General features: G+C 58.5%; 22 protein-coding genes and 1 tRNA gene. 13 read left to right on the forward strand and 10 right to left on the reverse strand.

Annotation, left to right across the window (positions count from 1 at the left end):
- Positions 1 to 108 precede the first annotated feature (108 nt).
- Positions 109 to 184: transfer RNA gene (locus Q9R34_RS06725), tRNA-Phe, on the forward strand.
- A 61-nt stretch (positions 185 to 245) separates the two neighbouring features.
- Here the strand turns inward: Q9R34_RS06725 and Q9R34_RS06730 are convergent.
- From Q9R34_RS06730 to Q9R34_RS06740, 3 genes are all read right to left on the reverse strand, one after another.
- Entirely contained in the window at positions 246 to 1,382 is a 1,137-nt protein-coding gene (locus tag Q9R34_RS06730) for an MFS transporter (RefSeq protein WP_485892890.1), read from the reverse strand.
- The gene (locus tag Q9R34_RS06735) at positions 1,379 to 1,903 is read right to left on the reverse strand and encodes a TetR/AcrR family transcriptional regulator (protein ID WP_485892892.1); all 525 of its coding nucleotides are present in this window, start codon (positions 1,901 to 1,903) and stop codon (positions 1,379 to 1,381) included. Before Q9R34_RS06735 ends, Q9R34_RS06730 begins: the two co-directional genes overlap by 4 nt.
- Before the next feature lie 73 nt (positions 1,904 to 1,976).
- Positions 1,977 to 2,759: an MBL fold metallo-hydrolase gene (locus Q9R34_RS06740; RefSeq protein ID WP_485892894.1), complete on the reverse strand. Its 783-nt coding sequence runs from the start codon at positions 2,757 to 2,759 to the stop codon at positions 1,977 to 1,979.
- Positions 2,760 to 3,000: 241 nt separating this feature from the next.
- On the opposite strand from Q9R34_RS06740, the gene Q9R34_RS06745 reads away from it, so the two are divergent.
- Positions 3,001 to 3,945: a diguanylate cyclase domain-containing protein gene (locus tag Q9R34_RS06745; protein WP_485892896.1), complete on the forward strand. Its 945-nt coding sequence runs from the start codon at positions 3,001 to 3,003 to the stop codon at positions 3,943 to 3,945.
- Between the two features lie 17 nt (positions 3,946 to 3,962).
- Here the strand turns inward: Q9R34_RS06745 and Q9R34_RS06750 are convergent, their stop codons facing one another.
- Positions 3,963 to 4,517: an antibiotic biosynthesis monooxygenase gene (locus Q9R34_RS06750; protein ID WP_485892898.1), complete on the reverse strand. Its 555-nt coding sequence runs from the start codon at positions 4,515 to 4,517 to the stop codon at positions 3,963 to 3,965.
- Positions 4,518 to 4,649: 132 nt separating this feature from the next.
- Between Q9R34_RS06750 and Q9R34_RS06755 the strand changes: the two genes are divergently transcribed.
- On the forward strand, positions 4,650 to 5,438 hold the full coding sequence (locus Q9R34_RS06755; protein ID WP_485892900.1) for a LysR family transcriptional regulator: 789 nt from the start codon (positions 4,650 to 4,652) through the stop codon (positions 5,436 to 5,438).
- Between the two features lie 19 nt (positions 5,439 to 5,457).
- Here Q9R34_RS06755 and Q9R34_RS06760 read toward each other — a convergent pair whose 3' ends face one another.
- Positions 5,458 to 7,047 carry an MFS transporter gene (locus Q9R34_RS06760; protein ID WP_485892901.1) on the reverse strand — a complete coding sequence of 530 codons (1,590 nt, stop codon included), beginning with the start codon at positions 7,045 to 7,047 and terminating at the stop codon, positions 5,458 to 5,460.
- A 238-nt stretch (positions 7,048 to 7,285) separates the two neighbouring features.
- On the opposite strand from Q9R34_RS06760, the gene Q9R34_RS06765 reads away from it, so the two are divergent.
- Together Q9R34_RS06765 and Q9R34_RS06770 are read left to right on the forward strand one after the other, a co-directional pair.
- Positions 7,286 to 8,107 carry an alpha/beta fold hydrolase gene (locus Q9R34_RS06765; RefSeq protein WP_485892902.1) on the forward strand — a complete coding sequence of 274 codons (822 nt, stop codon included), beginning with the start codon at positions 7,286 to 7,288 and terminating at the stop codon, positions 8,105 to 8,107.
- 598 nt (positions 8,108 to 8,705) lie between these two features.
- Positions 8,706 to 8,870, forward strand: coding sequence for a con-10 family general stress protein (locus tag Q9R34_RS06770; protein ID WP_071997459.1), 165 nt, complete (start codon positions 8,706 to 8,708; stop codon positions 8,868 to 8,870).
- An 831-nt stretch (positions 8,871 to 9,701) separates the two neighbouring features.
- Here the strand turns inward: Q9R34_RS06770 and Q9R34_RS06775 are convergent.
- The 4 genes from Q9R34_RS06775 to Q9R34_RS06790 form a co-directional block, all read right to left on the reverse strand.
- Positions 9,702 to 10,655, reverse strand: a complete 954-nt coding sequence (locus tag Q9R34_RS06775) for an aliphatic sulfonate ABC transporter substrate-binding protein (RefSeq protein ID WP_485892903.1) — start codon at positions 10,653 to 10,655, stop codon at positions 9,702 to 9,704.
- A gap of 103 nt (positions 10,656 to 10,758) precedes the next feature.
- Positions 10,759 to 12,417: an alpha,alpha-trehalase gene (locus tag Q9R34_RS06780; RefSeq protein WP_485892995.1), complete on the reverse strand. Its 1,659-nt coding sequence runs from the start codon at positions 12,415 to 12,417 to the stop codon at positions 10,759 to 10,761.
- A gap of 370 nt (positions 12,418 to 12,787) precedes the next feature.
- Entirely contained in the window at positions 12,788 to 13,888 is a 1,101-nt protein-coding gene (locus Q9R34_RS06785; RefSeq protein WP_485892904.1) for an NADH:flavin oxidoreductase/NADH oxidase, read from the reverse strand.
- A gap of 219 nt (positions 13,889 to 14,107) precedes the next feature.
- Complete coding sequence (locus tag Q9R34_RS06790; protein WP_434125277.1) at positions 14,108 to 14,962, reverse strand: SDR family oxidoreductase; 855 nt, start codon at positions 14,960 to 14,962, stop codon at positions 14,108 to 14,110.
- A 103-nt stretch (positions 14,963 to 15,065) separates the two neighbouring features.
- Here Q9R34_RS06790 and Q9R34_RS06795 point away from each other — a divergent pair, with 103 nt between their 5' ends.
- The 8 genes from Q9R34_RS06795 (at position 15,066) to Q9R34_RS06830 (ending at position 22,030) form a co-directional block, all read left to right on the forward strand.
- Positions 15,066 to 15,437, forward strand: a complete 372-nt coding sequence (locus Q9R34_RS06795; RefSeq protein WP_434125278.1) for a winged helix-turn-helix transcriptional regulator — start codon at positions 15,066 to 15,068, stop codon at positions 15,435 to 15,437.
- 656 nt (positions 15,438 to 16,093) lie between these two features.
- Positions 16,094 to 17,518: a cytochrome ubiquinol oxidase subunit I gene (locus Q9R34_RS06800; protein ID WP_434125280.1), complete on the forward strand. Its 1,425-nt coding sequence runs from the start codon at positions 16,094 to 16,096 to the stop codon at positions 17,516 to 17,518.
- Position 17,519: 1 nt separating this feature from the next.
- Positions 17,520 to 18,524 (forward strand): cytochrome d ubiquinol oxidase subunit II, encoded by a 1,005-nt coding sequence (cydB, locus tag Q9R34_RS06805; protein ID WP_434125281.1) that lies wholly within the window; start codon positions 17,520 to 17,522, stop codon positions 18,522 to 18,524.
- A gap of 1 nt (position 18,525) precedes the next feature.
- Positions 18,526 to 18,693 carry a DUF2474 domain-containing protein gene (locus tag Q9R34_RS06810; RefSeq protein ID WP_434125282.1) on the forward strand — a complete coding sequence of 56 codons (168 nt, stop codon included), beginning with the start codon at positions 18,526 to 18,528 and terminating at the stop codon, positions 18,691 to 18,693.
- Between the two features lie 440 nt (positions 18,694 to 19,133).
- Positions 19,134 to 20,000, forward strand: a complete 867-nt coding sequence (locus Q9R34_RS06815; protein ID WP_485892996.1) for a helix-turn-helix domain-containing protein — start codon at positions 19,134 to 19,136, stop codon at positions 19,998 to 20,000.
- A 185-nt stretch (positions 20,001 to 20,185) separates the two neighbouring features.
- Positions 20,186 to 20,389 (forward strand): hypothetical protein, encoded by a 204-nt coding sequence (locus Q9R34_RS06820; protein WP_485892905.1) that lies wholly within the window; start codon positions 20,186 to 20,188, stop codon positions 20,387 to 20,389.
- Positions 20,390 to 20,619: 230 nt separating this feature from the next.
- Positions 20,620 to 21,411 (forward strand): siderophore-interacting protein, encoded by a 792-nt coding sequence (locus tag Q9R34_RS06825; RefSeq protein WP_485892906.1) that lies wholly within the window; start codon positions 20,620 to 20,622, stop codon positions 21,409 to 21,411.
- 82 nt (positions 21,412 to 21,493) lie between these two features.
- Positions 21,494 to 22,030: a PadR family transcriptional regulator gene (locus Q9R34_RS06830; protein WP_434125286.1), complete on the forward strand. Its 537-nt coding sequence runs from the start codon at positions 21,494 to 21,496 to the stop codon at positions 22,028 to 22,030.
- Positions 22,031 to 22,040: 10 nt separating this feature from the next.
- On the opposite strand, the gene Q9R34_RS06835 is transcribed toward Q9R34_RS06830, so the two are convergent.
- Positions 22,041 to 22,328: an Rdx family protein gene (locus tag Q9R34_RS06835; RefSeq protein WP_033752326.1), complete on the reverse strand. Its 288-nt coding sequence runs from the start codon at positions 22,326 to 22,328 to the stop codon at positions 22,041 to 22,043.
- Positions 22,329 to 22,467 lie beyond the last annotated feature (139 nt).

Here is a 22,467-nt window from a genome sequence, read left to right on the forward strand (position 1 = left end):
TTTTTTTACCAGTTATTCTGGTGATTGCTATAAAACGCAGCAGTCAGTACGCGACTGGATGAAAAGCGTTTGACGCTGTGCAGCCGTTAAGGTTTAATGCGCCCCGTTGCCCGAATAGCTCAGTCGGTAGAGCAGGGGATTGAAAATCCCCGTGTCCCTGGTTCGATTCCGGGTTCGGGCACCAAAATTAAAGAACCCAGCCTTATGGCTGGGTTTTTGCTTTTGTGCGGAACCCGTTCTTCCGATTAGAGACTGCGTTCTCGCGGCGGTAGCGCCATCAGCGCCAGCGCCAGCGCGGCAAACCCCAGCAGCGCCGTGCCTGCCCCCAGGCCCGCATAGGCCGCGCCAAACAGCGCCGATCCGGCAACCTGACCCGCCGCCAGCATAAAGAACGCCACGCTTACGCCTGCCGCCGCTGAAGCTGGCGTGGCGGCCGCGCCATACACCAGCAGCACGCCGGAAAGCGTCACGTAGCCCGCCCCGCCCAGCGCTACGGCGGGAAACAGCCACCATGAAAAGCCCTCCAGGCTCGCCAGCAGCAGCAGCGGCAGCGCCAGGCAGAGCTGCGACAGCCGATAGATCTGCGCCAGGCTAAGGGCGCGCCGCGCCGCACCGGTCAGCGCGCCCGCAATGCCCGCGCCGCCGCCGGTCAGCCACAGCAGGCTGCTGGCGCGCGCGTCGAGATGCAGATGATTACGCAGAATATCGGGGCCGAAGCTCCACCAGGCGGCGCTGGCGGATCCGCTAATAAAAGCAACAAGCGCCAGCCGGAGCAGCGATCGCTGCCGCATCAGAACGCGCCAGCGGGGGCGATCGGCATCGTGCCCACGGCGATCTTCAGGCAAATAGCGTCGCGCCAGCAGCAGGCACAGTAAAGCCAGCAGCGCAAAGGCAACGCAGGCGGCACGCCAGCCGCCGGGCAGCAGCATCAGCACGGGCACGGAGAGCATAATGCCCGCGCTGGTGCCGGCATTGATGGCGGTATTGGCGGAATCCTGCTGCGCAGGCGGCACGCCGGTGCTGACCGCGCTGGCGATAGCAGGCGAGGCGAGGCCGGCACTCAGTCCAGCGATAAACAGCCCGCCAGCGAGCATTAGCGGCGCAAAAGCGCAGGCAAGCAGCAGTAATCCGCCTGCGGCGCAGAGCGCGGCAAGGTAAGCCGTTTTTCGGGCACCAAACCGCGCCACTAGCCCGGGGGCTGCGGCGGTAGCAAGACAATAAGAGAGGTAGCTGCAGGCGGTAATGATCCCGGCAAGATGAACATCAAACGGCACTTCCTGCCTTGCCGCCGGCATCATCAGCCCCCACGCAAAGCGTGCCATGCCGTAGGTGACGGCAATCAGCGAAAAGCCAGTGACACCCAGCGCAGTCGCCGTTCTCATGGTCGCACCTCAGTCGGCAGCATCAGCCGTGCGGCGGCGTCGCCCGCATGGTTCGCCGCATCCGCGCCGAGCATCAGCGCCGAGATGACCGCGCCCTCAAACAGCATCCACACCGCGTTCGCCAGGCGCTCATCTGCCACGCAGTCGCCGATATAGCGGCGCAGCGCATAGCGATAGTCGAGCGCGTGCGCCGCCAGCATCGCGTCTTTCTCCGCATATTCGCCCCAGGCTTTGATAAAAAAGCAGCCTTGCGCGCCATACTGCTCTGTCCATTCCCCCAGCGTCTCAAACAGCCGCCGCAGCGCCTGCGGATGCTGCGCAGGCAGCAGGTCGGCAAAAAATCGCGTCCGGCGCGCCGCCATCACGCTGATGGTCAGCGCTTCGCGCGAGGAAAAGTGATGATAGAGCGTGCGCGTGGAGACGCCCGCTTCCCGGCAAATCTGGTCAGTGCTGGTGGCATGAAAGCCGTTGTTGTAGAACAGCCTTTCGGCCGCCTGCAAAATATCGTCGCGTTTGTTCATCTTTTAAAGGTAAACCGATCGTTTTACTTTTGCGTAATGGCGGCGGCGATTTATTTTTTCCGACAGGGCCAGATTACGCCAGGCAGCGCAGATAACGCGCCCCGGATTGCCTCACGATGGCCTTCGCCTGCTGGATGATATCCTGGCCTTCGAAGGCGCCGTAAAGCCGGGAAAAGGCCAGCGCGTCGCAGCGGCGCAGCATCTCGCTTACCGTTGCGGCGGAGAGCGGCAGCATATTGGGATAGCTCCACATAAAGGAGACTGCATCTTTGCCTGGCGTGACCTGAAGAATATCGCCCGCCAGCATCACGCCGCCGTTGGCTTTCCAGTGCAGCACGCAGCCGCCGGCGAAATGGCCGCCGAGGCGCACGATATCGACCTCGCTGTTTAGCGGCAGCGTCTCGCCCTGCCAGAAATGAATGGCGTCGCTGTCGCGCATCACCCATTGACGATCGTCGGCGTGCAGATAGATCGGCGCGCTAAACTCCTCCGCCCACGCCTGCATCGTGGTGTAGTAGTGCGGATGCGAAATAGCGATAGCTGAAAGCCCGCCGATCGCATGGATCAGCTGGACGGTGGCGGGATCCAGGTTGGCGATGCAGTCCCAGAGAATATTGCCGCCGCCGCTGCGCAGCAGCAGCGCGCGCTGGCCAATGGCGAAGTTCGGCACGGTTTTGATGCCGAGCAGGCCCGGCTCAAGCTGCTGCCATTTGTTCTGATGGCTGCGGGTAAGCGCGGCAAAATCGATCCACTGCTGTCCGGCGGCGGGCACCCACTGCCGCTCGTCCTGGCAGATTTTACAGCGCTGCGGCGAAACCTCAGCGTAGGCGGTGCCGCAGGTGGCGCAAAGTTGCATGCTTTTCTTCTCCGGAATAAAGGTTACTCTGACTATACCCGTTGAGCGCGCAGGCGAAGGATCGCCCTGCAAGAGGCAGATTTCGCGCGCGCTGCCGCTGACTATGCGGAAAGCGTGATTTAAACCGGATAAAATCTTGCGCTTAAGCCGATAAAGCGCGGCTGATCACGTTTCCAGCGCCTCTCTTTACAGAAATATCCGCACAGGCAAAATACATCTTATTTCTTAACCTCCGCGTGCCATGTCTGACGAAGCGCTGCGCCAGCAGATACAGATTTTGAAAAAGCATAATGCGCGACTCAAGCGTATAGCGCACGACGCCCGCAGCAAACTCGACGCGGCGCTGGATGGCACCGGCCTTTGCCTGTGGCAGCTGGATATTCCCTCGGGCAAGCTGGTGATCTTCAACCGGCGCTGGGGGGCGATGCTGGGCTATCAGCCGAAAGAGAGCAGGGCGCTGTTCTCCGAATGGCGAGAGAGCCTGCATCCCGACGATGCCGACGAGGTGCTGAAAGCGTTTTATGACCATCTCGAAGGCAAGGCGCCTTACTATGAGGCGCTGCACCGGATGATCGCCAAAAACGGCGGCGTCACCTGGGTGCTGGATCGCGGCCGCATCAGCGAGTGGGATGAGCAGGGCAGACCGCTGAAGGTCACCGGCACCCATATCGACATGACCAAAGAGAAGCAGTACGAATCACAGCTGGCGATGCTGGCGAATCACGATCCCCTGACGCAGCTCGCCAACCGTCACGCCTTGCGCAACGCCTTCAGCCAGATGCGCAGCGCGTGCGCGCTCTGCGTCGCCTTTATCGATCTCGATGATTTCAAGCATGTGAACGACACCTTCGGCCATCGCAGCGGTGACCGCCTGCTGATCCAGCTCAGCCAGCGCCTGAGCGCGGTGTGCCCTGAGCCAATCCTGGCGGGGCGGCTGGGCGGCGACGAGTTTGTGCTGCTGATGCCGTACGGTCAGGACGATCCGCGGGTTGAGCAGGTAAGCCGCGCCTGCCTGCAGGCGGCGCTGGCCCCGTTTGAGCTGGAGAACGGCACGGCGACCATTGGCGCTTCGATCGGCATCGTACAGGCGCAGCCGCAGGAGGGATTCAGCGCGGCGGTGAGCCGCGCCGACGAGGCGATGTATCGCATTAAGCGTAACGGGAAAAACGGCATCGGGCTGGGCTAATCCGCCAGACTCCACGCCTATCCTCGCGGCAGCAGCCAGTTTTTAAACAAGCGCGTCAGCAGCGGCATCCACAGCCAGACCACCAGCGCGACCACGGTCGCATCGCCTAGAAAATGTCCCCATAGCGTGCCGCGGCTGGCGGGTATTAGCGCGGCCCAGAGCGGCGGGATCAGCAGGGTCGAGGGGAAAATCACGGCTAACGTCAGCAGATACTGTTTCCACTTCGCCGGACGCGGCGTCGCCTTTCTGGCGGGCGTGAACCAGAATGCGGCGCCGGGGCGCACGTCGATATGCTCCGGGCCGGAGAGCAGCTGCGGCAGTTCGGCAATCAGCTTCTTGCGTGCCTCGGACTGGCTCCAGTTGAATAAGTTATCGAGGCTGTCGAAGCGGATCAGCACGGTATAGACGCTTTCGCCGTGCACCGGACGCAGCACGTTCACCCCCAGATGGCCAGGAAGCTGTGCCGCCTGCGGCATGATCTGTTCCAGCCACTGCTCGTAAGCCTGCTCTTTCTCCGCCTGAACGCTATGAGTGATCACCAGCGTAACGTGACTGGCCTGATAATTATTCATATCGCCTCCCGGCGCGTTGAAAGTGATTTACAGCAGTAGCGCTGTTGGATACAAAAATAGGAGATGAGAACTTTTATTGTTAGCGGAATGATTTTGGGTTGTTGTTCAACAATTTTTGGGGAGAGCTGAGGCATGCGATTAAACCTCGAGGCGCTGCTGATTCTGGATGCGCTCGACCGTCACGGCACCTTCGCCGCTGCGGCGGCGCGGCTGTTTAAAACCGCGTCGGCGCTGAGCTATACGGTGCAGAAGATGGAAGCGGACATGAAGATCACGCTGCTCGATCGCTCGGGTCACCGCGCCACTTTTACCCCAACCGGACGGCTAATGCTGGAAAAAGGGCGCACGCTGCTGCGCGCCGTCAACGAACTCCATACGCAACTGCAGTTTCGTCAGGACGTGCTGGCGGGCTGCTGGGAGGCGCTGAGCTACGACGAGGCGGATCTGGTGTTCGGCGCGGTGCAGGAGCCCGCGACACGCAAAGATATCGGCTGCGTGGCGCTGGGCTGGCTCGACTATGTTTTTGCCGTCGCACCAGACCATCCGCTGGCGCAGATGCCGGAGCCGCTGCTGCGCGAGCAGATACGCCAGTATCGCGCCGTGACGGTGCACGACTCCTCGCGCCACGGCGCCGGCGTCGATCTGCGCGTGCTGGATGAACAGAAGACGCTGAGCGTGCACGACTTTCATGCCAAGCTGCAGGCGCAGCTGGCGGGCCTGGGTTGCGGCTATCTGCCGAGCTACCTCGCTGCGCCGCACCTGGCGGACGGCACGCTGGTGGCGCGCCGGCTCGACAGCGAAACGCGGCGCGATATGGGTTATATGGCATGGAATGAGCGCGCCAGCGGCAATGCGGCGCGCTGGTGGCGCGAAAGGCTGCAAACCCTGGAGGGGCTGCGCGACATCTACGCCGCGCCCTGAGCGCAAAGCGCGTCTGAGGCTAGAGCGAGATAAAATGGTGCGCTTTCGGCGCGCCTTCGTCCTGATGGAACGCCAGCACCGCCGCCTGCAGCGCCGCGTCCGCTTTTGATACGCGCTGATGCTGACGCAGATGCTCCTGCCAGGATTCCACTAAAAACCACTCCTGAATCCACGCCGCGTCTTCCGTATGCGACATTACGCCCCAGGCGTAAGCGCCATCGCGGCGACGCGCCAGCGCCAGCTTATTGATGGCCGCCAGGAAGGCGGGGCGATCCTCTTCCGCCACGCGGTAGTGAATCTGCACCATCACCGGGCCGCGATGCGCGTCGATGCTTTGCGCCACCGCCGGTTCCTGCCAGTGCAGCGCGGGCTGCAGATCCGCCTCGCCCTGCGGCAGCGTTTTGCGACGCAGCAGCAGCGCGCTCAGCATCAGCGCTGCCGCCGCCACCACCAGCGTCGCGACGACGCCCGCCTGCTGCGCCACCAGGCCCCACAGCAGGCTGCCGCCCGCCAGCGCGCCGTTAAACACCATCAGATAGACCGCCAGCCCGCGGCCGCGCACCCAGTCCGGCAGCACCGCCAGGGCGACGCCGTTCAGCGTGGTCAGCGCCACGATCCAGCCGCTGCCCAGTACCAGCATCAGCACCAGCGCCAGCCACTGCGGCGGCGTCAGCGCTAAGCCGAGCATCACCAGCCCGTTGATGGCGGCGGCGAGCAGCAGCAGCGCATCGGCGCTCATACTGGCGCGCAGACGCGGCAGCAATAGCGCTCCGGCAATCGCGCCGGTGCCCACCGCGCCGAGCATCATGCCATAAAACCCCGCCGTGCCCTGCAGCAGCTGGCGCGCCACCAGCGGCAGCAGCGCCCAGAGCGCGCTGGCGAAGATAAAGAACATCGCGGCGCGAAACAGCACGCGGTGCAGCTCGCGACTCGCTTTGACGTAGCGCAATCCGGCGCGAAAGGCGCCGAAGAAGTGCTCGTTCAGCGCATCCTGCGCTTTCGCCGGGCGTTGCCAGCACAGCAGGGCGGCGATAACGATAAAGTAGCTGGCGACATCTGCGCCGTAGGCCGCTATCGCGCCAAGGCTCGCCAGCAGCAGCCCGCCAGTCGCTGGACCGATGGCGCGCGCGATATTGATACCGAGCGAATTAAGCGCGACCGCGTTTTTCATCTCCTGGCGCGGCACCAGTTCCGGCACGATCGCCTGCCAGGCTGGCCCGAACAGTGCCGCGCCGATGCCGCCGACGAAGGTCAGCCCAATCAGCCACTCCGCCGTGAGCCAGTTGTTGTGGGAGAGGATCAGCAGCGCGCCGCTGACGCTGGCCATCAGTATTTGAATCGCAATCAGCAGGCGGCGACGGTCAAAAATATCGGACAGCACGCCCGCCGGCAGCGCCAGCAAAAACACCGGCAGCGTGGCGGCGGTCTGCATCAGCGCCACCGCGGCGGGATTATCTGACAGGCCGGTAATCAGCCAGGAGCTGGCGACGTCGCGGATAAAACTGCCGGTATTACCCAGCACCGAAGCGCTCCATATCAGGGCGAACATGGCGTAGCGAAAAGGGGAGAAAGCGCCGCCCGCAGGCGTAGGGATCATATTCTGGCTCATCTTCTGTCTCCGGCCGCGCGGGGTGGCGCAGCGTGATTAAGTGGCGATAGCTGGAACATTACGGGCGCTCAGCCAGGCGTGATAGCGGAATATCTGCGGCAACTTGCCCAGGATTTTTGCACAACCTCAGTCGCTAAAATTATTTAACGACTTATTAAAATTTCTGCTTTAGGTTTTATGGTACGTCCAGGTTAGCTTGATTAGCGAGACACAACCTCACTGATAACGGAGACCCGATATGAGCACCTTCACGACGAAAGATGGCGTAAGCATTTACTTCAAAGATTACGGCAAAGGGCAGCCGGTGCTGTTTAGCCACGGCTGGCCGCTCGATGCTGATATGTGGGAGAGCCAGCTGGTCCACCTGGCCGAAAATGGCTACCGTGCGATTGCTTTCGACCGTCGTGGTTTTGGTCGTTCCGATCAGCCGTGGGAAGGATATGACTACGATACCTTTGCCGAGGATATTCACGGCCTGATTGAACATCTGGGGCTGAGCGACGTGACGCTGGTGGGCTTCTCTATGGGCGGCGGCGACGTGACGCGCTATATCGGCCGTTACGGCACGGAGAAAGTGAAAAGCCTGGTGCTGCTCGGCGCGGTCACACCGATCTTCTGTCAAACCGTCGATCACCCGGAAGGGCCGGAAAAAGCGGTGTTCGACGGCATCGCCGCCGCGCTGCGGAAAGATCGCGCGCAATTTATCAAAGAGTTCGCCACGCCTTTTTATGGGCTTAACGCTGGGCAGACCGTTTCCGATGGCGTGCTGACGCAGACGTTGAATATTGCGCTGCTGGCGTCGCTGAAGGGCACTCTCGACTGCGTTACCGCCTTCTCGCAAACCGATTTCCGCGGCGACGTGGCGAAAGTAGACGTGCCGACGCTGATTATTCACGGCAGCAACGACCAGATCGTGCCGTTTGAAGCGACCGGCAAGCTGGCGCACGAGCTGATCGCCGGATCGGAGCTCAAGGTTTACGACAACGGCCCGCACGGTTTCGCCGCAACGCATCAGGATCAGCTTAATCAGGACCTGCTGGCGTTTCTACAGCAGCATTAATCACACTTTCTGTAAATCTGACGCTAAACGCCCGTACGGGCGTTTTTTATTTACGCTTCGCTTAACGCGCGTGCGCTAAATAAAGTTCAGGAAACCGCAACTTCAATAAGCTAAAGGTCAGGTTGTTTATTGATCGTTTTTAATTCTCTAACAGAGGCTACGGCTTTTTATACCGCTTCGCTTTATTCCCTTTTACGCCTCACCTGTTGAGTGAGGAATTATCTTATTTTTATACGAAAAATGATCATTTTATGATCAACCGTCTCGCTTAAATAAGCTCAGCTCCTCTGTTTCACGCTTCGCTTAACTAATGCCATTTCTCCAGAGCGAAAGTTAAATAGCGCTGCTTTTCGCCTTTATAAAGCTGAATAACCGAAAGGAAACGAGAATTTTTTCACGCTAATAACGGGGAAACACGATTTCATCAAGAAACAGTTGGCACGTTGATTTGTTTGTTGTTGCCGACAACTTTTTGTTATTCGCTGGCAAGCAGTACTTGATCCATTATTTTTAAAAGCTACATTTAACCCTGCGCCATCGACGCTGATGAAGCGTAGGCTGTGATATTTTTATTATTAATCCTTAAGAGGAACACAGTATGTCTCAATATCGTGGTGGAGCCGGGAACTTTGCGGTAGATCGTGAGCGTGCAGCAGAAGCAGGTAGAAAAGGCGGTCAGAAGAGCGGCGGCAATTTCAAAAATAACCCTGAGCGCGCAATCGAAGCCGGTCGGAAAGGAGGTAAGATTAGCCGTCGTAGCTGAAATATCAGTAAGTTAGATGTGATAGCTGTCAGCATCTGACCGCGGGTGACTCATCTTTTTTCTCTTTTAGTTCTCCTTGCGAAACACATTTGACAAGAGCATATTCCTGCCTTTCTTTGAGAATCAGGATCGCCATAATTAAACCGGACTCGGTCTTTTCCCTGTCCGGTTTTTTATTATTTTTTTGTCAAGCTGGCGCAGCAGTAAAGTTAACTTTCACACTGACATGGCGCTGCGCGACTGATAACGTTTATTCAAAAACCGCTTTAATTTATACAAGCTCCTGCAGCTTGTACAATTATGCGTGAGAGAGTGACGTTTAACTGCTGCAGCAGGAGAGAAAGTAAATTTAGCTAACTCCTTGCTGTAGATAGAAAAATGTATTCTGTATGCCACTTTTGCTTAATAGCGCTTTCATTTTTTATAAAATTGTGGCGAGGAAACCGACGCATTTTATCGCGATAAAATGAAGGCCGCGGCTCTTATGGAAACTCTCGCCTTCACGCAGAAAAAAAGATTCAGCCGCAGCGGATAACGGCCAGCCTGTACAGCGCGAGGTCGCAGACTGTTTGATTAGGTTTTGCCTGAAAGAGAGGCCCATTAACATCAGCTCGATGTCAGTGACTGAGAGTAGGGTAATGGCGTTAACCGCCATATTTTAAATATCGCTGGTGTAGCGCGAAAAGCGATCTGGATAAGAAGCAAGAAAGTAAACTAAATAAAATTTGCGTCTCAATCCAGATATATCAAGCTTTTTATCGAAAGTATGTACTTACTATCTGTTATGGATGGCAGGCTAAGGGTGCTGGCTCGACTGAGCCAGCGAAAAGATCAGGGCGCTGCGGGCTGCCAGACGTCTGGCGCCTGCGCATCAATGCGCGTTGGCAGCAGCTTCGCATTGTAGAAGGCATCGGCGATGATCTGCTGCTCCGCCAGATCGCTTTTTTTCACCGGCTCAACCTGGTAGCTGCGCTGGGCATTTGCCTTCTCAATCGTCGCAGCAGGCAGTTTGCCCCACAGCGGCGAAAGCTGTGCCGCCGCCTGGGCAGGATTCGCTTTCAGCCAGGCGGCTTCCTGTTTAAGCGCCTGATAAACGCTGTTCAGTACCTGCGGATGTGCGCTGGCGTAGGGCGTTGACGCAAGATAGTAGCGCTGATAGTTCGCCAGCCCGTTGCCGCTGGCGAGCACGCGTGCGTGCTGTTCTACCTGAGCGCTGGTGACGTAGGGCTCCCAGGTAACCCAGGCAGCAACGCTGCCGTTCTCCAGCGCCGCGCGTCCGTCAGCGGGCGTCAGCCAGGCGGGCGAAACCTCGCTGACGCTCAGCCCTGCTTTCTTAAGGGCGGCAATCAGCAGGTAGTGGCTGCCCGCCGCTTTGGTCACGGCGATCTTTTTTCCCTTTAAATCCTGTAGCCTGTTTATTGGCGAATCGGCAGGCACCAGAATCGCCTGCGCTGCCGGCGATGCTGTTTCACGCGCATAGTAGGTGAGCTTCGCGCCCGCCGCCTGGGCGAACAGCGGCACGGTGTCGGCAACGTCGGCGGAAAGATCGACGTTGTTGAGATTGAGCGCCTCCAGCAGCGGCAGTCCGCTGGAGAATTCATGCCAGCTTACTTTTATACCCTGCGCCGCCAGGGCTTTGTCGAGATCGCCGCGCTGCTTGATCAGCGTCAGCAGGGTAGAGGATTTCTGATACCCGATACGAAGGGTTTCATCTGCGTGCGTAGAGAATGAGAAAAGGGCGGTGAGCAACAGCGCACCGCCCAGTAAGGGACGAAAAGGTTTCATGGGCGTTCCTGTGAGAGAGGGATCATCAGACTGATGATAAAAGCGCGTCAGGGACGCGCTAAACGCCTTTTTCGCATAAGCTTTGCGCCAGCGCGGAAATACGCTAATCGGCCATCAGATGGCCATACATCGTCATCAGACGACGCGTGACGCCGTTGGTCCAGCCAAAGCCGTCCTGCAGCGGATATTCGCCGCCGCCGCCGGGACGGGCGCGATCGCCGCTGATGTCATATTTCTCTACCAGCTTATGGTGCAGCTGATAGAAGTTGTTCACCGTGGTAAGCCAGTTGACGGCAATCTCTGTCGCCAGCATCTCTTCGCCATACTGGTTGAGCCCGATAACTGCCATCCACTGCAGCGGTGCCCAGCCGTTGGGTTTGTCCCACTGCTCGCCGCTTTCGACCATTGAAGCGACCAGTCCGCCACTGGTCAGCAGCAGCTGACGCAGCGCGATAGCCTGCAGGTGCGCCTGTTTCGGCGTTGCCAGGCCAACAAACAGCGGCACCACAGCGGCAGCAGTAAAGGCGCCGAAGCGCTCGCGGCGCCAGTCGTAGTCGCGGTAGACACCTGCCGTGCTGTCCCACAGGTAGCGGTTGATTGCGCGTTTGCGCGTTTCCGCTTTCTTCTGCCATGCCAGCGCGGTTAGCTCTTCGCCTTTCGCGTGGGAAAGCGTGGCGATCATCAGCTCCAGCTTGTAGAGAAACGCGTTCAGATCGATCGGGATGAACTGCGTGGTGCGAATGCTGGCCAGACGTTTAGGATCGCGCAGCCAGCGGGAGGAGTAGTCCCAGCCGGATGCCGCGCCCGCGCGCAGATCGCGATAGACTTCATTCGCCGGTCGGCTGGAGTGGCGCGCCGTCTCGACATCTTCGATCCAGGACTCATCACGCGGCGTATCGCGGTCGTCCCAGTAGCGGTTCAGCAGCGAGCCGTCAGCCATACGCACCACGTGGCGATAAGCCTGACGCGGCATCAGCGAGCCGGCCCCATCCATCCAGAACTGATACTCTTTCATCAGTTGGTCGAGATAACGCTTCGCGCCGCGCACGCCATCTTCTTCAAACAGCTCGACCATCAGCGCGAAGACCGGCGGCTGTGAGCGGCTCAGGTAGTAGGTGCGGTTGCCGTTGGGAATATGGCCGTAGTTATCGATCAGCCATGCGAAATTGTCCGCCATATGGCGCAGCAAATCGTCGCGTCCGCTCTCCGCCAGGCCGAGCATGGTGAAGTAGGAGTCCCAGTAGTAGGTCTCGCCAAAGCGGCCGCCTGGCACCACGTAAGGTTTTGGCAGCGGCAGCAGCGACGAGTGCGGCAAATGCTGCTGCGGCATTTTGGTTAACACCGGCCATAGCGCATCGATATGCTCGTTCAGGGTTTTATCTGGATTCGAAACATAAAAACTTTCGTTTATCGCCGGCAAATAAAAATGGTCCGCCACAAAACGCGCCAGATCGAAATCACGGCTGCGTTTCTGACGACGATAGCGCATTAACACATCCAGCGGATCGTATTTAGGCGAGCAGTCCGGAAAGGTTTTGCTGTCTTCGAAGATGCGCGACATCTGCACATGCTCGAACAGCTCCATGTAGCGATCGGCAGGCGTGAGCGCGTCAGGCGCCGGTAAGCCTTCAATCAGCTCCGGTTCCGGCTCGGAATCCTGCATACGATTAAGCTTGAGCTCGTGGGGATCGTATTGATACTCAACTTCCGCCCCTTTGCGAACCTCATCGAATGCGTTGAGTTGCTGGCGATAAGTATTAATAGCGGCCTCCTTGAGTCTGAGGGTTGCATAAAAGAAAAATTATAGACTTATGGCGGCCCCAAACAACAATGCAGAATATCTATGAACGTAATAAAAATTGTCTATCAATGGGGTATTTAGCGGAATTGCTCTGGTTATCAAGCAAATAACGCGCTGCGCTTAAAACATCTATTTAGGAGTAATCTTTCAGGAACGGAAATAAATCGCGCAGAGTTGAAAAAAAGCGGCAAAAATTGACAAAAACCGACGTTGCCGCTGCGCTGTGGATTGAGCAATTTGTGGCATTTTTGCACAGTTAGCGATGGTGCTCTTCTGCCAGCCGCATACAGGGATGCGGCGTGGCTTGTCGCGCTTTAAGAGTGATGCTGTTTTACTCGCTGACGCGGTAGCGTTCCAGCCAGTGTGCATAGGGTGCAGGCAGTACCCATGATGGCTGCGGCTTGTCGAGCGCCAGCGCCGCCTGATAAGGCCAGTGCGGATTCTTCAGGTGCGCGCGGCCGACCATCACCAGATCAAGCTGGCCTTTCTCGACGGTAGCGTTGGCGATCTGCGGCGCATCAATGCCCCATGCTGAGGCAACGGCGATATCCGCCTCGCGGCGAATCCGCTCGGCAATCGGCGCCAGAAAAGCAGGCGTGCCCCACGGAATAGTGGCGTCCGGCGTGGAAAAGCCGACGCTAACGCTCAGCAGGTCCAGACCGTTGGCGCGCCAGTAGCGCGTCAGGTCGATCGCTTCCGCCAGCGTCTCTTCGTCGCGGCCGTCATACTCCAGCACGCCAAAGCGCGCGGTAAGCGGCAGATTTTCCGGCCAGACTGCACGCACCGCGTCGAAGGTTTCGCGCAGGAAGCGGCTGCGGCCCGCGGCGTCGCCGCCGTACTCATCGGTGCGCTGGTTGGCGTGCACCGAGAAAAAACTCTGCGCCAGATAGCCATGAGCGAAGTGCAGCTCCAGCCACTCATAGCCCGCGTCGCGCGCGCGGATGGCCGCCTGCACGAAGTCGTTGCGCACGCGCGCAATATCGTCGAGCGTCATGGCGCGCGGCACCTGCGGCAGGTTATGGCCGAAGGCAACGGCGGAAGGGGAGAGGGTCTCCCAGCCGCGTCCGTCGTCAGCTGCGATATGGTCATCGCCTTCCCAGGGTTTGTTGGCACTTGCTTTACGACCGGCATGACCAATCTGAATGCCCGGCACGGCCCCCGCCGCTTTGATCGCCTGGGCGACCTGCGCCAGCCCTTCGGCCTGCGCGTCATTCCATAAGCCCAGACAGCCCGGAGTGATGCGGCCTTCTGGCGAAACGGCGGTCGCTTCGACAATCACCAGGCTCGCGCCACCGCGCGCCAGCGCCGCGTAGTGCACGCGGTGCCAGTCGTTGACCAGGCCCTGCTCGGCGCTGTACTGGCACATAGGCGGCACCGCAATGCGGTTGCGCAGCGTCACCTCTTTCAGACGAAATTCAGAAAACAGAGACATAGCACCCTCTTGATTGTGTGAGATTTCAGCCGCTGATTTTCCCGTCAGCGCACGTCGCCAAAGCGTCACAGGCGACGTTGGAGAGGGGAAACATCAGGGCCGATTCGCCATGCAATGTATCCTGAGACCTTTAACGCAGCCTACGCTCCCTGTGCTGCGTCAGAGGCGCGACGCGGACGGATTCAGGCGTCTGATCCGCGGCGCGCTTCCGTTTCCGCCTTATTTTGCCAGCGCCGCCTTAATGACCTCCTGATAAGGCGTGGTGGCGCGGCCAATCAGCTTGCTCAGGCTGCGTGAGTCGTCGAACAGGCCGCCCTGCGACGCGCCCTTGTCGGAATCCGCCAGCATCTCCGCCAGGCCGTCCGGCAGGCCAGCGCCTTTCAGCGCAGCGGCAAATTCGGCGGGAGAGAGGTTAACGTATTCCACCTGCTCGCCGGACTGGCGCGCAATCTCTGCGGCGAATTCCGCCAGCGTATAGCTGTCGTCGCCCGCCAGCTCATAGATTTTGCCCGCCTGATCGTCGCGGCTGATCACCTCTGCCGCCGCTTCGGCGTAATCCTGGCGCGCCGCCGAGGCGATGCGTCCTTCGCCAGCCGATCCGATAAAGGCGTGATGCGTCAGCGCCGGCGCGATGCTGGCCGCGTAGTTCTCGGTGTACCAGCCGTTGCGCAGCAGCGCGAACGGAATGCCGGAGGCCTGCAGCAGCGCTTCGGTGGCGCGATGTTCGTCGCCGAGGCCCAGCGGCGAGCTGTCGGCGTGCAGCAGGCTGGTGTAGGCGATAAATTTTACGCTGGCTGATTTAGCCGCGTTAATCACCGCTTTATGCTGCGCTTCGCGCTGACCTACTTCGCTGCCAGAGATCAGCAGCAGCTTATCCACGCCGGAAAAAGCGGACATCAGGGTATCCGGCTGGCTGTAGTCCGCCTTACGCACCGTCACGCCTTTCGCCGCCAGGTCTGCGGCTTTTTCCGGCGAACGCACGGCGGCGACGATCTGCTCTGCCGGCACTTTTTTCAGCAGGGCTTCAATCACCAGACGGCCTAACTGGCCAGTTGCGCCTGTCACTGCAATCATTTTCTCTCTCCTTTGCGTTTGTCGTTGTCGAACGCAAGAGTAGGATATAAGCTAACTTTTCGTAAGTACTTACAGCTTTGTTAGTTTAGAGAAACAAGATTAAATGTCTGAAAAAATAAGTGAAAAATTTAGCCGCGGCGAACTGCTTAACGTCAACTGCCCGTCGCGCGATGTGCTTAAGCGCGTTACCAGCCGCTGGAGCGTACTGATTTTTCTCGCGCTGCGTAATGACAGGCTGCGCTTTAGCGAACTGCGCCGCGCGGTCGGCGGCGTCAGCGAGCGCATGCTGGCGCAGACGCTGCGCCATATGGAAGAGGACGGCTTCGTCGAGCGCATCGCCTATAACGTCGTGCCGCCACATGTAGAATATCGCCTGACGCCGCTCGGCCGCGAGCTGGAAGGGCAGGTGGTTGGCCTGGCGGACTGGCTGGAGCTCAACGTGGACCGGATTCTGGCGCAGCGGAAAAAAGCCTGACGGCGTTGCCGCCTGGCAGCGCGACGGCAGGCAAAGAGGTACGGGCAATATTCGTCCTGAATAAAAAACGGCGCTGATGCCTTTATTCCCGCTGCGCAACCTCTGATTGTTATTAACAACTTTATTTCATGCTTGCGCGGCGACTTAATTAAACGTGGCGGAAATGGCAATAATGGCCAGAGGCAATAAATCAGGTTTTTTAAACGTAACGCCTTAAAAAGAATTCTTAATCACCTAAATGCTTAATTTACTGTCATTAAGCGTCACAACGAACCGCAAAATTGACCGCTTTTCAGCTGTGGGTATAGATAAAATAACATGCTCAAACAGGGCGTTGCGTCAGTAAAGCGTCGCTACGCCGCCTGGATTCCCCTCCGCCGTAATCATGCAACAATAAATAACAAAGATGTCACATTGACGCCTGTCAATTAACCTAAAGTAGGGCATTAAAATAGGTAATTTCGGACAAAAACAATGACCAAAATCAAAAAACGCTGTTATAGTTTTTGCATCCCAGACTGTTTCTGTTTGTCAGGCGCAAGTTCTTATAAATTTGCGTCAGCAAGTGGCTTAAGCGCAGCGTAAATATTAACGCTGTGCTTTGGTTGTTAACTATAAGTAAATATATGGTGTTATATGTGGCAACGAGGTAAGCAATGTTCGGATTAGACGCCTTTCACCTGGCCAGGATACAGTTCGCATTTACTGTCTCCTTTCACATCCTTTTTCCCGCCATTACCATCGGTCTCGCCAGCTTTCTGGCCGTGCTCGAAGGGATGTGGCTGAAAAGCCGTAACGAAACCTATCGCGATCTCTATCACTTCTGGTCCAAAGTCTTTGCCGTTAACTTTGGTATGGGCGTGGTCTCGGGCCTGGTGATGGCCTATCAGTTCGGTACCAACTGGAGTGGCTTCTCGCAGTTCGCGGGCAGCATCACCGGTCCGTTGCTCACCTATGAAGTCCTGACCGCCTTCTTCCTTGAAGCGGGCTTCCTCGGCGTGATGCTGTTCGGCTGGAACCGCGTCGGTCCGGGTCTGCACTTTTTCGCGACCTGTATGGTGGCACTCGGCACCCTGATCTCCACCTTCTGGATCCTCGCCTCCAACAGCTGGATGCATACGCCGCAGGGCTACCTGATCCAGAACGGCATCGTGGTGCCGGAGGACTGGCTGAAAATCATCTTCAACCCCTCGTTCCCCTATCGCCTGTTCCATATGTCAGTGGCGGCGTTCCTCGCCAGCGCCTTCTTTGTCGGCGCATCCGGCGCATGGCATCTGCTGCGCGGCAACGACAATCCGGCCATCCGCAAGATGTTTTCGATGGCGCTGTGGATGGCGCTGATCGTCGCGCCGATTCAGGCGATGATCGGCGATGCGCACGGCCTGAATACCCTTGAGCATCAGCCAGCCAAGATCGCGGCGATTGAAGGCCACTGGGAAAACCCGCCGGGCGAAGCGACGCCGCTAATCCTGTTCGGTATCCCGGATATGGATGAAGAGCGCACCAAATACGCGGTGGAAATCCCTTATCTTGGCAGTTTGATTCTGACGCACAGCCTGGATAAGCAGGTGCCGGCGCTGAAGACCTTCCCGAAAGAGGATCGTCCTAACTCGCTGATCATCTTCTGGTCTTTCCGCGTCATGGTGGCGATGGGGCTGCTGATGATTACGCTCGGCGTGGTCAGCCTGTGGCTGCGCTATAAAGGCCGTCTCTATCAGTCGCGTCCGTTCCTGTGGTTTGCTTTGCTGATGGGGCCGTCTGGCCTGATCGCGCTGCTGGCGGGCTGGTTCACCACGGAAATCGGCCGTCAGCCGTGGGTGGTGTACGGCGTGCAGCGCACTATCGACGCGGTTTCCGGTCATGGCGATCTGCATATGAGCATCAGCCTGCTGGCCTTTATCGTGGTCTACTCTGCGGTGTTTGGCGTAGGTTATGTCTATATGGTGCGCCTGATTAAGAAAGGCCCGCTGACCGGCGAAGGTAAGGATGTGCGTCACGGCGGTCCAGGCCACGGCAAGACGCCGGCTCGTCCGCTCTCTGCGGCCCATGAAAGTCTGAACGATCCGCAGGAGGAAAAATAACATGATCGATTTTTCCATTATCTGGTTTGCGATTATTGTTTTCGCCACCCTGATGTATATCGTCATGGACGGTTTCGATCTCGGTATCGGCCTGCTGTTTCCTTTCAATAAGGACGCGGTTGAGCGCGACATGATGGTGAACACCGTCGCGCCGGTCTGGGACGGCAACGAAACCTGGCTGGTGCTGGGCGGCGCGGGCCTGTATGGCGCCTTTCCGCTGGCCTATTCGGTGATTGCCGATGCGCTCTCTATTCCGCTGACGGCGATGCTGATCGGCCTGATCTTCCGCGGCGTTGCCTTCGAGTTCCGCTTTAAGGCAACCGAGACGCACCGCGCATTCTGGGACAAGTCGTTCGTTGCCGGTTCTGTGCTTGCGACCTTTAGCCAGGGCGTGGCGGTCGGCGCAATGCTCGACGGCATTCAGGTGTCGGGGCGTCATTTCAGCGGCTCGGCGATGGACTGGCTGGCGCCGTTCCCGCTGTTCTGCGGCGTGGGTCTGGTTATCGCCTATGCGCTGCTGGGCTGTACCTGGCTGATTATGAAAACCGAGAACGAGCTGCATCGCAAGATGTCCGCGCTGGCAACGCCGCTGGTGATTGCGCTGCTGGTGGTTGTCGGCATTATCAGTCTCTGGACGCCGTTCAGCCATGATGCCATCGCGCAGCGCTGGTTTACCCGTCCAAATCTTTACTGGTTCCTGCCAGTTCCGGCGCTGGTGCTGCTCTGCTCGTGGGGCATTGTGCGCGCCATCAAGCGCGAGGCGCACTATTCGCCGTTCCTGCTGACGCTGGCGCTGATCTTCCTCGGCTTCTCTGGCCTGGGCATCAGCGTGTGGCCGAATATTATTCCGCCTTCGGTGACTATCTGGCAGGCGGCGTCGCCGGCGATTAGCCAGGCCTTTATGCTGGTGGGCAGCTTGTTAATTATCCCGATGATCCTGGGCTACACCTTCTGGAGCTACTACGTGTTCCGCGGGAAAATCAAAGCAGACGAAGGATACCATTGATATGCGAACCGAGGTCGGCAGCGTGAAAAACCACAAGGAACCCAAAGCCCCGTTGTGGAAACGCATTCTGTGGCTGGTGGTGATCTATGGAGCAAGCGTGCTGGCGCTCGGCGTCGTGGCCATGCTGTTCCGGATGATGATGACAGCGGCAGGAATGCGCAGCCACTAGTGGTTTCTGGTTGATGATGAAGGCTGGCTCTGCCAGCCTTTTTTTATGCCGGTGTGAATGTCGGCGTGGATGCGGATGGCATGGGCCGAAGAGCATCCGGGGTTTTAGCCTTGTAAAAACCGCACAGATATTGAAACGCGGATGGCATGGACCGAAGAGCAAAGCGTCCCGCGACAGGGATGTCGCGGGCCGAGCGAGCAGGGATGCGTAAAGCGACTTTGCGATCGGGCCATGCCATCCGCGTCTGCACCAGCACCGCACCTTCATCCAAATAAGAAGGCCAGCTTCACCAGCCTGTTCTCCTCCGTTATCTGGCTAAGCATTAAATGCCTTTTCTCCGCGCTTTGCTTACGCTCCCTTTACCCTTCCTTACATGCGTAGGTCGTTTTTGTTATGATTATGTGACTAATCTCGCAATACTTTCTACGATCCGCACCGAAATGCTCAGCCTGAACGTTAAAAAACAGTACATCAACGATCTGGTGGACTGGATTGAGGCGAATCTGACCGACGATCTTAATATCGATCTGATTACCCTGAAATCTGGCTACTCCAAATGGCACATGCAGCGCATGTTCAAAGAGATGACCGGCCAGACGCTGGCGGCCTATACGCGCAAGCGTCGTCTCACCATATCCGCTATGGCGCTGCGCCTGACCCGCATGCCGCTGATCGACATCGCGGTGCGTTTTGGCTTTGATAACCAGCAGAACTTCACCCGCGTCTTCAAAAGTCACTTCTCGCTTACGCCGGGCGCCTTCCGCCGCGTGCCTGACCTGCAGCTGCAAAGCTTTCACGGGCCTATCTCGGTATATGGCGAAATGCTACAGGCGCAGCTGGTGGAGCGCGATGAGCTGCAGCTGCGCGGCGAACTGATCGAATGGGAGTGCAAATTCGGCGACTACGTGCGCGACCATGCGCAAACTGTCGCGCAGCAGGCGCGCCACTTCGTGCAGCTGGCCGCGCCCCACGTCGAGCGTGGCTGGCTCGGCTTTCAGTACGGCCCGGGCAGCTCGGCGGCGGAGCAGCAGCATATCAGCCTGTTCCAGGCGCTGGAGAGCCAGCACGCCGACATTCTGGGATCGCAAACAGTCAACTGGACCTCAGCGCGCGGCCTCTACGCCACCTTTCCCTGGCAGGGCGCGCCTGAGCAACTGACGCGCTTTATCGCCGACCTCTACTACGTGCATTTGCCCGCGCTGGGCGTCGCGCGCCGTCAGGGCAAAGATCTGCTGCGGCTCGACATGAAAGCCTCGACGCCGGATGCGCTGGTGGGGCTCTTCTCAATACCGGTCGCGCGCAGCTGAGAACGGCTTTTCGTGCGGTGAAATGTGATAAACCGCACGATTTTATAAAATAGATGCGCTTTCTGGCGTAAAATTCCTGCCTTAACCCGGGAGCCATGCGGATATCGTGCATTTGGCCTGCCGGACTGGATATTCATCTGCCTTTCAGGTTCGTTCCGAACCAGACAGTTAAAACGACGACAATCATGAAACTCTCTACGCTGTTCCTTGTTACGGCGCTTGCTGCGTTGCCGCTCTTCGCCAGCGCCCAGATGGCTGAACCCTTTACGCCGCCTGCTGGCCTGCACCCGCATGCCCAGCCGAGCCAGCACGAAATCCTGGGCGACAATGCGCTGCCGCAGCAGTCGCAAAAGCCGTTCAGCTCCGACGCGTTAAACGACAACGTCTAATCGCCACGCGCGCCCATCTGGCGCGCGCCTTTGTTTTACTCCTTCTTTTACCGCTGTGCAGGCCGTTGCCCGCGCAGGCTTTCGGCTGCGCGAAAACAGCACAATCGAGCCTTGCGCGTAAGATATATCATGAGTAATCTGAGTGTCTTAAATGAGAATCATTTCTAAAATATCTCACCTACTGACCTTTGCAGCCAAAGGCGCTGGCCAGCTGCGTAACAGGAGAACTTATGCATTCCGACAACCGAGCCTCCCGCAGCCGCGCGCCGCAGCGCGTGCGCAACGAGCTACGTTTTCGTCGTATTAGCGTTGTCAGCAAAACGCTCATCGCCGGTGAATTCTGGCGCGTGGAGTTTCACGGCAGCGATCTGGCGGGCTTCGCTTCACCTGGTTTTGACGACCATATCAAACTCTTTTTCCCGCAGGAGAGCGGCGCGGAGTTGCCGCTGCCGCAGATGACCGACGAAGGCGTGGTCTGGGCGGACGGCGCTCGTCCGCCAGCGCGCGACTACACGCCGCTCGCCTTTGACGGCGAATCATCGCTGACCATCGATTTTTATATCCATGAAGGCGGCGTCGCCAGCGGCTGGGCGCAGCAGGCGCAAGTGGGCGATCGATTAATCATCGGCGGTCCGCGCGGCTCGCTGGTGGTGCCGACCGACTACGCGTTTCAGCTCTATGTCTGCGACGAAACCAGCCTGCCTGCCTTTAAGCGCCGCGTGGCGGCTGCCGAGGCGCAGGAGCTGCATCTGTTCGCCTGCGTGGATGAGACCACCGGCCGCGACTACCTGCCGGACCTCGCTGGCGTGAACGTGCGCTGGCTCGGCAGCGGCGCCGCGCAGGCGGGCAAGCTTGAGGCGCTCATCGCCGAGCTGGATACCATTACGCTGCCGCAGGAGGATTACTTTATCTGGCTGACCGGCGAAGGCGCGTTCGCGAAAGCGCTTGGCGACTACTTTGTCGAGCGTCGCGGCCTGGATGCCGCCTTCGTGCGCGCTGTCGCTTACTGGCACGCCAGATAGGCCGCCACCGCCGCCCGTGTTGAATTTTGCCAGGCGGCGGACTACTATCATCCTCCCGTAAAAAACTCCCTTCAGGCAGGCAATGAAACAGGATCTGGCTATCTCGTGTCACCAGGATTCCGCGCCGCGCGCTGAATGCGGCGGCCGTCGCAAACGTCGTGAGAAGATGCTGGATGCCAGCGATATCCGCCTGTTAATGCTGCACTTCCTCGCGCAAAACGACGCGCACGGCTATGAGCTGATCAAATCGATCGAAGAGCTTTCCAGAGGGGAATATTCCCCCAGTCCAGGCATAATCTACCCCAACCTGACGCTGCTGGAAGAGATGGATGCTATCCGCGTGGTGGATGCGCAGGCGTCGCGCAAGGCCTATACGCTGAATGTGGCAGGGCGCGCGCGGCTGGCTGAACAGCAGGCGCATATCGCGCACCTTATCGAGCGTCTCTCATCGCTGGCGGTGCTGGTGAACAACCGCAGCCTTCCTGACGTCGATCGGGCAATTCATCGCATCCGCACCACGCTCAATAGCCGCCTGTCGCAGCAGGACATCTCGGCGGAAACGCTGGAAAAGGTGGTCGAGGCGCTGAATGCGGCGGCGGATAAAATCGCCGCCAGCTAACGCCGCTGCCTCAGGGCTTCTTCTTGTCTACATGACCCAGCGAACGCTCCGGGAAGCAGAGATCGCGCACGCGCTGCTTCAGCGCCGCCGCATCGGGAAAACCGCCGTCGCGCTTACGCTCCCAGAGCGTCTCGTTATCAAGGGTAATAACAAAAATGCCGCCGGTGCCCGGCTTGAGCGTCACCGCCGACAGGTCGTCCGCGAAGGTTTGCAGTAGCTCCTGCGCCATCCAGGCGGAGCGCAGTAGCCAGTTACACTGCGTGCAGTAATGAATGGTGACGGACGGTTTCTCAGTCATAGGGTTTCCGTAGCGAAAAAAGAGAAGAGCGCACGGCGCAGCTTGGCAATTCGTGCGGTGTAAGATACATCTTACTCTAGAGCTAGTTGATAATGATTACCACTTACATTACATTTCTGGCGAAATTATTCCTATAAAA

The organism is Enterobacter sp. BRE11 (assembly GCF_031844285.1).
GTDB lineage: Bacteria > Pseudomonadota > Gammaproteobacteria > Enterobacterales > Enterobacteriaceae > Pantoea.

Coding starts and splice junctions, on each gene's coding strand:
- Q9R34_RS06730 (WP_485892890.1), bottom strand. CDS start 1,382: ATGAGAACGGCGACTGCGCTGGGTGTCACTGGCTTTTCGCTGATTGCC.
- Q9R34_RS06735 (WP_485892892.1), bottom strand. CDS start 1,903: ATGAACAAACGCGACGATATTTTGCAGGCGGCCGAAAGGCTGTTCTAC.
- Q9R34_RS06740 (WP_485892894.1), bottom strand. CDS start 2,759: ATGCAACTTTGCGCCACCTGCGGCACCGCCTACGCTGAGGTTTCGCCG.
- Q9R34_RS06745 (WP_485892896.1), top strand. CDS start 3,001: ATGTCTGACGAAGCGCTGCGCCAGCAGATACAGATTTTGAAAAAGCAT.
- Q9R34_RS06750 (WP_485892898.1), bottom strand. CDS start 4,517: ATGAATAATTATCAGGCCAGTCACGTTACGCTGGTGATCACTCATAGC.
- Q9R34_RS06755 (WP_485892900.1), top strand. CDS start 4,650: ATGCGATTAAACCTCGAGGCGCTGCTGATTCTGGATGCGCTCGACCGT.
- Q9R34_RS06760 (WP_485892901.1), bottom strand. CDS start 7,047: ATGAGCCAGAATATGATCCCTACGCCTGCGGGCGGCGCTTTCTCCCCT.
- Q9R34_RS06765 (WP_485892902.1), top strand. CDS start 7,286: ATGAGCACCTTCACGACGAAAGATGGCGTAAGCATTTACTTCAAAGAT.
- Q9R34_RS06770 (WP_071997459.1), top strand. CDS start 8,706: ATGTCTCAATATCGTGGTGGAGCCGGGAACTTTGCGGTAGATCGTGAG.
- Q9R34_RS06775 (WP_485892903.1), bottom strand. CDS start 10,655: ATGAAACCTTTTCGTCCCTTACTGGGCGGTGCGCTGTTGCTCACCGCC.
- Q9R34_RS06785 (WP_485892904.1), bottom strand. CDS start 13,888: ATGTCTCTGTTTTCTGAATTTCGTCTGAAAGAGGTGACGCTGCGCAAC.
- Q9R34_RS06790 (WP_434125277.1), bottom strand. CDS start 14,962: ATGATTGCAGTGACAGGCGCAACTGGCCAGTTAGGCCGTCTGGTGATT.
- Q9R34_RS06795 (WP_434125278.1), top strand. CDS start 15,066: ATGTCTGAAAAAATAAGTGAAAAATTTAGCCGCGGCGAACTGCTTAAC.
- Q9R34_RS06800 (WP_434125280.1), top strand. CDS start 16,094: ATGTTCGGATTAGACGCCTTTCACCTGGCCAGGATACAGTTCGCATTT.
- cydB (WP_434125281.1), top strand. CDS start 17,520: ATGATCGATTTTTCCATTATCTGGTTTGCGATTATTGTTTTCGCCACC.
- Q9R34_RS06810 (WP_434125282.1), top strand. CDS start 18,526: ATGCGAACCGAGGTCGGCAGCGTGAAAAACCACAAGGAACCCAAAGCC.
- Q9R34_RS06815 (WP_485892996.1), top strand. CDS start 19,134: ATGCTCAGCCTGAACGTTAAAAAACAGTACATCAACGATCTGGTGGAC.
- Q9R34_RS06820 (WP_485892905.1), top strand. CDS start 20,186: ATGAAACTCTCTACGCTGTTCCTTGTTACGGCGCTTGCTGCGTTGCCG.
- Q9R34_RS06825 (WP_485892906.1), top strand. CDS start 20,620: ATGCATTCCGACAACCGAGCCTCCCGCAGCCGCGCGCCGCAGCGCGTG.
- Q9R34_RS06830 (WP_434125286.1), top strand. CDS start 21,494: ATGAAACAGGATCTGGCTATCTCGTGTCACCAGGATTCCGCGCCGCGC.
- Q9R34_RS06835 (WP_033752326.1), bottom strand. CDS start 22,328: ATGACTGAGAAACCGTCCGTCACCATTCATTACTGCACGCAGTGTAAC.